General features: G+C 66.1%; 3 protein-coding genes. All 3 read left to right on the top strand.

Translation table 11 applies throughout. From position 1 onward, the window contains the following. On the top strand, window positions 1–531 hold a 531-nt coding region (locus BRAS3809_RS24095; RefSeq protein ID WP_035658055.1), incomplete at its 5' end, for a UPF0149 family protein. A gap of 104 nt (window positions 532–635) precedes the next feature. Continuing rightward, window positions 636–1,190 (top strand): SRPBCC family protein, encoded by a 555-nt coding sequence (locus BRAS3809_RS24090; RefSeq protein ID WP_008964643.1) that lies wholly within the window; start codon window positions 636–638, stop codon window positions 1,188–1,190. Between the two features lie 80 nt (window positions 1,191–1,270). Beyond that, window positions 1,271–2,236, top strand: a complete 966-nt coding sequence (locus tag BRAS3809_RS24085; RefSeq protein WP_035658052.1) for a YVTN family beta-propeller repeat protein — start codon at window positions 1,271–1,273, stop codon at window positions 2,234–2,236. Window positions 2,237–2,348 lie beyond the last annotated feature (112 nt).

The raw sequence follows: 2,348 nt of genomic DNA, 5'->3' as shown, positions 1-2,348 counted from the left end.
GGTTTGGGCCAGGGCAAAGGGTCGGTCTTCACCAGCGTCGACCACGCCAATGCGGTGCTCGATCTCGTGACCCGATATCATGACGACCTCGTGCGGACGCTCGCGGAGACGCCGAAACAGTACCAGCCGCGCTTTCCCGTCGATGATGCGAGCGGCGAGGTGACCTGGGAGATGTGGGTCGAGGGCTTTGCTGCGGCATCTCATCTGCGCCGCGACCGTTTCAAGGCGTATCTGTTGATCGAGGGTGAGGTTGCTCGCGCGGCCACGATCATGATGGTCGCGATGGATTTGGCGCGCCATGGCAGGATCAGGTCGGTCGAGCCCATCGATCTCGGCGACGACGCGGTTGGCACCATCCGCCAGGCCGTGCTGACGCTGCATCACTACCGGCACAGCGGGGCTCCCGTCCCGGGCGCGCCGGTCTTCACCGAACTGGCCAATCCGTTCGCCTCGCTCGCGAAGACCGGCCGCAACGATCCCTGTCCGTGCGGCTCCGGCCGGAAATTCAAGCGCTGCTGCGGCGCCGATTGAGGCGCCACGACACGGTCTTTTTTGTTGCAACAATCCGGAGCGGTGCAAAGATGGGGCTGCCCGCGCCGGATGCGCGGGCCAATGAAAGTGACCGAGGAAACGAGATGAGGATGGTGTTCGGCAAGGCGCTGACGGTTGTGGCAGCGCTCGCGATCGCAACGACGGCCCTGACCACTGCGGATGCACATGGTCCGACGCGACGCAAGGTGCAGGAGCATGTCGAGATCAACGCCGCGCCCGCCAAGGTGTGGGCCGTCATGGGCAACTTCCAGGACATGAGCTGGCTCGGCCCCGTTGAGAAGACCGAGGGCGACAAGGGCAACGAGATCGGCGCGACGCGCAAGTTGACCTTGAAGGGCGGCGCCACCGTCGACGAGGAGCTCTACAAATACGATGCGGAGAAGATGAGCTATTCGTATCGCATCACGGCCGTCGACGTGAAGGTGCTGCCGGTGACGAACTACTCGTCGACCATCACGGTGACGCCGAGCGCCGACGGCAAGGGCAGCGTGGTCGAATGGACCGGCGCGTTCTACCGCGGCTTCCCCAACAACGATCCCCCGCCGGAGCTCAGCGACGAGGCCGCCGTGAATGCGGTGACGGGGCTGTATAAGGACGGGCTCGAAGGGCTGAAGAAGAAGGTGGAGAGCGGGAGCTGATTGGAGTGACCATGTCGCTCGAGAGGCCGTGCGCTCCCTCTCCCCGTTCCTCCGGGGAGGGGGAGCCGACCGTCTTTGACGTGCGGTCCCGGCCTCATCGGCGAGCTCGACGTCTCATCTCCGGCGTTCTCGGAGCTTTGCTAGTCGGCGCCATTCCTTCCCACGCCGAGGAAGCCTTCGTCACCAACCAGCTCAGTGACGACCTCACCATCGTCGACCTCACCACGGCCAAGCCGGTGGCGACGATTCCGATCGGCGGCAAGCCGGCGGGTGTCGCGGTCGCCGCCGACGGCCGCTTCGCCTATGTCGCGAGCCCGGACGACAAGGCTGTCAGCGTCATCGACGCCGCCGAACGCAAGGTTGTCGGCCGCATCGAGGTCGGCGGCGGGCCGCTCGGCATCGCCGTGGCGCCCGACGGGGCGACGGTCTATGTCGCCGACTGGTACAATGCCGCGATCCGGGTTATCGATGCCAGGGCGCTGAAGGTCACCGGCAGCATCGCGGTCGGTGCCTCGCCATCGGGCCTGACGCTGACCGCGGACGGCAAGCTGCTGCTGTCGGCCGACCGCGACGACGACATGGTCTCGGTGATCGACACGGCGACGCGCCAGCGGCTCAAGACCATCAAGGTCGGCACCAGGCCGTTCGGCGTCACCATCGACGCCGCCGGCAAGCGCGCCTACACCGCCAATGTCGGCTCCAACGACGTCTCCGTGATTGATCTCGCCGAGGGGCGCGAGATCGGCCGCGTCAAGACCGGCCTGCGGCCCTATGCCGTGGCGCTGGCGCAGGGCAGGGGCTTCGTGACCGATCAGTATGACGGCACGGTGAGCGTGTTCGATGTCGCGAGCCTGCAGCCGGTGAAGCGCATCAATGTCGGCGACTATCCAGAAGGCATCGAGGCCACCGCCGACGGCCAGCGCATCATCGTCGCCAATTGGGAGAGCAACATCCTCAGCGTCATCGATGCCGCGGCGCTGAAAGTGACAGCCGAGATCAAGGTCGGTGACGGACCGCGCGCGTTCGGCGCATTCCTGCGGCGCTGAGAGGCTTGCGTAGCCCGGATGAGCGCAGCGACATCCGGGTTCAGCACCGGCGTTCGAGGAGAACCCGGATGTCGCTGCGCTCATCCGGGCTACGCGTCGGCATCGCGTGAGA

It is taken from the genome of Bradyrhizobium sp. STM 3809 (assembly GCF_000239795.1).
Classification (GTDB): domain Bacteria; phylum Pseudomonadota; class Alphaproteobacteria; order Rhizobiales; family Xanthobacteraceae; genus Bradyrhizobium.
The sequence above is the reverse complement of the archived record's forward strand: the minus strand, read 5'-3'. Positions and strand labels throughout refer to the sequence as shown.

Bases quoted from the DNA above. Each gene is read 5' to 3' on its own strand.
- BRAS3809_RS24090 (WP_008964643.1), top strand. From the start codon at position 636: ATGAGGATGGTGTTCGGCAAGGCGCTGACGGTTGTGGCAGCGCTCGCG.